Genomic DNA, 5,682 nt, shown 5'->3' on the forward strand with positions numbered 1-5,682 from the left:
AAATCAGATGCTCTACCAACTGAGCTAAGCCGGCTATCTCTTTTATGCGGGTGAAGGGACTTGAACCCCCACGCCGTTAAGCGCCAGATCCTAAATCTGGTGCGTCTGCCAATTCCGCCACACCCGCATATATGACCCGTACTGGGCTCGAACCAGTGACCCATTGATTAAAAGTCAATTGCTCTACCAACTGAGCTAACGAGTCTCAAATATTTCTACTTGAACGGTCCCGACGGGAATCGAACCCGCGATCTTCGCCGTGACAGGGCGACGTGATAACCGCTACACCACGGGACCTATGGGAGTTAACGGGATCGAACCGCTGACCCTCTGCTTGTAAGGCAGATGCTCTCCCAGCTGAGCTAAACTCCCTCTTGGTCGTTTAACTCAGCCAACGGTCAGAAACTTCGTTTCTCTTATCCGCCGATTGAAATCTCGATTGCCTCTCAATTCCAACTAAGCTAAACTCCCTAAATGCTAAGCGACTACCATATCTAACAGGGGGCAACCCCCAACTACTTCAGGCGTTCTAGGGCTTAACTGCTGTGTTCGGCATGGGAACAGGTGTATCTCCTAGGCTATCGTCACTTAACTCTGAGTATTCTCAACTCAAAATTGAATATCTATACCGTCTCAAGAAACCTTCACGCTATCAATGTCTCTCAGTTACTTGCTTTGGATAAGTCCTCGAGCTATTAGTATTAGTCCGCTACATGTGTCACCACACTTCCACTCCTAACCTATCAACCTGATCATCTCTCAGGGCTCTTACTGATATATAATCATGGGAAATCTCATCTTGAGGTGGGCTTCACACTTAGATGCTTTCAGCGTTTATCCCTTCCCTACATAGCTACCCAGCGATGCTCTTGGCAGAACAACTGGTACACCAGCGGTAAGTCCACTCTGGTCCTCTCGTACTAGGAGCAGATCCTCTCAAATTTCCTACGCCCGCGACGGATAGGGACCGAACTGTCTCACGACGTTCTGAACCCAGCTCGCGTGCCGCTTTAATGGGCGAACAGCCCAACCCTTGGGACCGACTACAGCCCCAGGATGCGACGAGCCGACATCGAGGTGCCAAACCTCCCCGTCGATGTGAACTCTTGGGGGAGATAAGCCTGTTATCCCCAGGGTAGCTTTTATCCGTTGAGCGATGGCCCTTCCATGCGGAACCACCGGATCACTAAGCCCGACTTTCGTCCCTGCTCGAGTTGTAGCTCTCGCAGTCAAGCTCCCTTATACCTTTACACTCTGCGAATGATTTCCAACCATTCTGAGGGAACCTTTGGGCGCCTCCGTTACCTTTTAGGAGGCGACCGCCCCAGTCAAACTGCCCGTCAGACACTGTCTCCGATAGGGATAACCTATCTGGGTTAGAGTAGCCATAACACAAGGGTAGTATCCCAACAACGCCTCACTCGAAACTGGCGTCCCGAGGTCATAGGCTCCTACCTATCCTGTACATGTGGTACAGATACTCAATATCAAACTGCAGTAAAGCTCCATGGGGTCTTTCCGTCCTGTCGCGGGTAACCTGCATCTTCACAGGTACTAAAATTTCACCGAGTCTCTCGTTGAGACAGTGCCCAAATCATTACGCCTTTCGTGCGGGTCGGAACTTACCCGACAAGGAATTTCGCTACCTTAGGACCGTTATAGTTACGGCCGCCGTTTACTGGGGCTTCAATTCATACCTTCGCTTACGCTAAGCACTCCTCTTAACCTTCCAGCACCGGGCAGGCGTCACCCCCTATACATCATCTTACGATTTAGCAGAGAGCTGTGTTTTTGATAAACAGTTGCTTGGGCCTATTCACTGCGGCTGACTATCAGTCAGCGCCCCTTCTCCCGAAGTTACGGGGCCATTTTGCCGAGTTCCTTAACGAGAGTTCTCTCGCTCACCTGAGGCTACTCGCCTCGACTACCTGTGTCGGTTTGCGGTACGGGTAGAGTATAATTAACGCTAGAAGCTTTTCTTGGCAGTGTGACATCACTAACTTCGCTACTAAACTTCGCTCCCCATCACAGCTCAATGTTAGAGATATAAGCATTTGACTCATATCACACCTCACTGCTTGGCCAGACTCTTCCATTCGTCTGGTTTAGTTAGCCTACTGCGTCCCTCCATCACTATATACTCTAGTACAGGAATATCAACCTGTTGGCCATCGGATACACCTTTCGGTCTCTCCTTAGGTCCCGACTAACCCAGGGCGGACGAGCCTTCCCCTGGAAACCTTAGTCTTACGGTGGACAGGATTCTCACCTGTCTTTCGCTACTCATACCGGCATTCTCACTTCTATGCGCTCCAGCACTCCTCACGGTACACCTTCTTCGCACATAGAACGCTCTCCTACCATACCTATAAAGGTATCCACAGCTTCGGTAATATGTTTTAGCCCCGGTACATTTTCGGCGCAGGGTCACTCGACTAGTGAGCTATTACGCACTCTTTGAATGAATAGCTGCTTCTAAGCTAACATCCTAGTTGTCTGTGCAACCCCACATCCTTTTCCACTTAACATATATTTTGGGACCTTAGCTGGTGGTCTGGGCTGTTTCCCTTTCGACTACGGATCTTAGCACTCGCAGTCTGACTGCCGATTATATCTCATTGGCATTCGGAGTTTATCTGAGATTGGTAATCCGGGATGGACCCCTCACCCAAACAGTGCTCTACCTCCAAGAGACTTAACATCGACGCTAGCCCTAAAGCTATTTCGGAGAGAACCAGCTATCTCCAAGTTCGTTTGGAATTTCTCCGCTACCCACAAGTCATCCAAGCACTTTTCAACGTGCCCTGGTTCGGTCCTCCAGTGAGTTTTACCTCACCTTCAACCTGCTCATGGGTAGGTCACATGGTTTCGGGTCTACGACATGATACTATGGCGCCCTATTAAGACTCGGTTTCCCTGCGGCTCCGTCTCTTCAACTTAACCTCGCATCATATCGTAACTCGCCGGTTCATTCTACAAAAGGCACGCTCTCACCCATTAACGGGCTCGAACTTGTTGTAGGCACACGGTTTCAGGTTCTATTTCACTCCCCTCCCGGGGTGCTTTTCACCTTTCCCTCACGGTACTGGTTCACTATCGGTCACTAGAGAGTATTTAGGGTTGGGAGATGGTCCTCCCAGATTCCGACGAGATTTCTCGTGTCTCGCCGTACTCAGGATACTGCTAGGTATAAAGACTATTTCGAATACGAGGCTGTTACTCTCTTTGGCCTACCTTCCCAGGTAGTTCTTCTATAATCTTTAAGTCCACATCGCAGTCCTACAACCCCGAAGAGTAAACTCTTCGGTTTGCCCTCTTGCCATTTCGCTCGCCGCTACTAAGGCAATCGCTTTTGCTTTCTCTTCCTGCAGCTACTTAGATGTTTCAGTTCACTGCGTCTTCCTCTTCATTACCTTAACAGTAATGAGTGACAGGCATTACCTGCCGGGTTCCCCCATTCGGACATCTCTGGATCTTTGCTCACTTACAGCTCCCCAAAGCATTTCGTCGTTAGTCACGTCCTTCATCGGCTTCTAGTGCCAAGGCATCCACCGTGCGCCCTTATTAACTTAACCTTATTTTGGTCTTACGACCTAACTCATTAAATATTCACAGCGTTTCGGTTTATTTTCTTGTTACTATCTATATGTATTTTATTACATATGGAATTTGATATAGATATTCAATTTTCAATGGACAATACTTGAATCTTTCGATTCAATGGAGCCTAGCGGGATCGAACCGCTGACCTCCTGCGTGCAAAGCAGGCGCTCTCCCAGCTGAGCTAAGGCCCCACAAGACCTCTCAAAACTAAATAAGAAACTCAAGTACATTCCATTTTTCCTTAGAAAGGAGGTGATCCAGCCGCACCTTCCGATACGGCTACCTTGTTACGACTTCACCCCAATCATCTATCCCACCTTAGGCGGCTGGCTCCATAAGGTTACCTCACCGACTTCGGGTGTTACAAACTCTCGTGGTGTGACGGGCGGTGTGTACAAGGCCCGGGAACGTATTCACCGCGGCGTGCTGATCCGCGATTACTAGCGATTCCGACTTCATGTAGGCGAGTTGCAGCCTACAATCCGAACTGAGATTGGCTTTAAGAGATTAGCTCGCCGTCACCGACTCGCAACTCGTTGTACCAACCATTGTAGCACGTGTGTAGCCCAGGTCATAAGGGGCATGATGATTTGACGTCATCCCCACCTTCCTCCGGTTTATTACCGGCAGTCTCGCTAGAGTGCCCAACTGAATGATGGCAACTAACAATAGGGGTTGCGCTCGTTGCGGGACTTAACCCAACATCTCACGACACGAGCTGACGACAACCATGCACCACCTGTCACCGATGTACCGAAGTAACTTCCTATCTCTAGAAATAGCATCGGGATGTCAAGACCTGGTAAGGTTCTTCGCGTTGCTTCGAATTAAACCACATGCTCCACCGCTTGTGCGGGCCCCCGTCAATTCCTTTGAGTTTCAACCTTGCGGTCGTACTCCCCAGGCGGAGTGCTTAATGCGTTAGCTGCGGCACTGAATCCCGGAAAGGACCCAACACCTAGCACTCATCGTTTACGGCGTGGACTACCAGGGTATCTAATCCTGTTCGCTCCCCACGCTTTCGAGCCTCAGCGTCAGTTACAGACCAGAGAGCCGCTTTCGCCACCGGTGTTCCTCCATATATCTACGCATTTCACCGCTACACATGGAATTCCACTCTCCCCTTCTGCACTCAAGTTTGACAGTTTCCAAAGCGAACTATGGTTGAGCCACAGCCTTTAACTTCAGACTTATCAAACCGCCTGCGCTCGCTTTACGCCCAATAAATCCGGACAACGCTCGGGACCTACGTATTACCGCGGCTGCTGGCACGTAGTTAGCCGTCCCTTTCTGGTAAGCTACCGTCACAGTGTGAACTTTCCACTCTCACACTCGTTCTTGACTTACAACAGAGCTTTACGATCCGAAAACCTTCTTCACTCACGCGGCGTTGCTCGGTCAGGGTTGCCCCCATTGCCGAAGATTCCCTACTGCTGCCTCCCGTAGGAGTCTGGGCCGTGTCTCAGTCCCAGTGTGGCCGATCACCCTCTCAGGTCGGCTATGTATCGTCGCCTAGGTGAGCCGTTACCTCACCTACTAGCTAATACAACGCAGGTCCATCTTGTAGTGGAGCAGTTGCCCCTTTCAAATGAATGACATGGGTCACCCATTGTTATGCGGTATTAGCTATCGTTTCCAATAGTTATCCCCCGCTACAAGGCAGGTTACCTACGCGTTACTCACCCGTTCGCAACTCTTCCAAGAAGAGCAAGCTCCTCTCTTCAGCGTTCTACTTGCATGTATTAGGCACGCCGCCAGCGTTCGTCCTGAGCCAGGATCAAACTCTCATTAAAAGCTTTAATAATTGTTCGAGCGTTAACTCATTTCCGTCTTCTGACGTTTTTTTCTTGTAAATTGACAGGTTATAATTTCTTCTATCATAACCCTGCACTTGGTTTCTTATTCAGTTCTCAAAGGTCTTTGTCTCTCTTAAGACAACTCCTATATTCTAGCAAATCTAGAATATCTTGTCAACACTTTTTGAAAAGTTTTTTCCAAACTTCCTCGTGTCTCAGCTGCATCCTCCGATGTAGCCTATTCATATTATCATCTCTTGCTTACCTTGTCAATAACTTTTTT

The 5,682-nt window shown here is 49.3% G+C and carries 5 tRNA genes and 3 rRNA genes; all 8 read right to left on the reverse strand.

Going from position 1 to position 5,682, the window contains the following annotated elements:
• Positions 1-45: 45 nt before the first annotated feature.
• Positions 46-127 (reverse strand) — tRNA-Leu (locus tag HMPREF0848_RS10005).
• A 5-nt stretch (positions 128-132) separates the two neighbouring features.
• Positions 133-205, reverse strand: a tRNA-Lys gene (locus HMPREF0848_RS10010).
• A gap of 19 nt (positions 206-224) precedes the next feature.
• Positions 225-297, reverse strand: a tRNA-Asp gene (locus tag HMPREF0848_RS10015).
• Between the two features lie 2 nt (positions 298-299).
• Positions 300-372 (reverse strand) — tRNA-Val (locus tag HMPREF0848_RS10020).
• Between the two features lie 104 nt (positions 373-476).
• A 5S ribosomal RNA gene (gene rrf / locus HMPREF0848_RS10025) occupies positions 477-592 on the reverse strand.
• An 83-nt stretch (positions 593-675) separates the two neighbouring features.
• A 23S ribosomal RNA gene (locus tag HMPREF0848_RS10030) occupies positions 676-3,575 on the reverse strand.
• Positions 3,576-3,721: 146 nt separating this feature from the next.
• A tRNA-Ala gene (locus HMPREF0848_RS10035) sits at positions 3,722-3,794 on the reverse strand.
• 54 nt (positions 3,795-3,848) lie between these two features.
• Positions 3,849-5,396, reverse strand: a 16S ribosomal RNA gene (locus tag HMPREF0848_RS10040).
• Together the 16S, 23S and 5S rRNA genes with 5 tRNA genes alongside form the textbook arrangement of a ribosomal RNA operon.
• Positions 5,397-5,682 lie beyond the last annotated feature (286 nt).

It is taken from the genome of Streptococcus sp. C150, assembly GCF_000187445.1.
Taxonomy (GTDB): domain Bacteria; phylum Bacillota; class Bacilli; order Lactobacillales; family Streptococcaceae; genus Streptococcus; species Streptococcus raffinosi.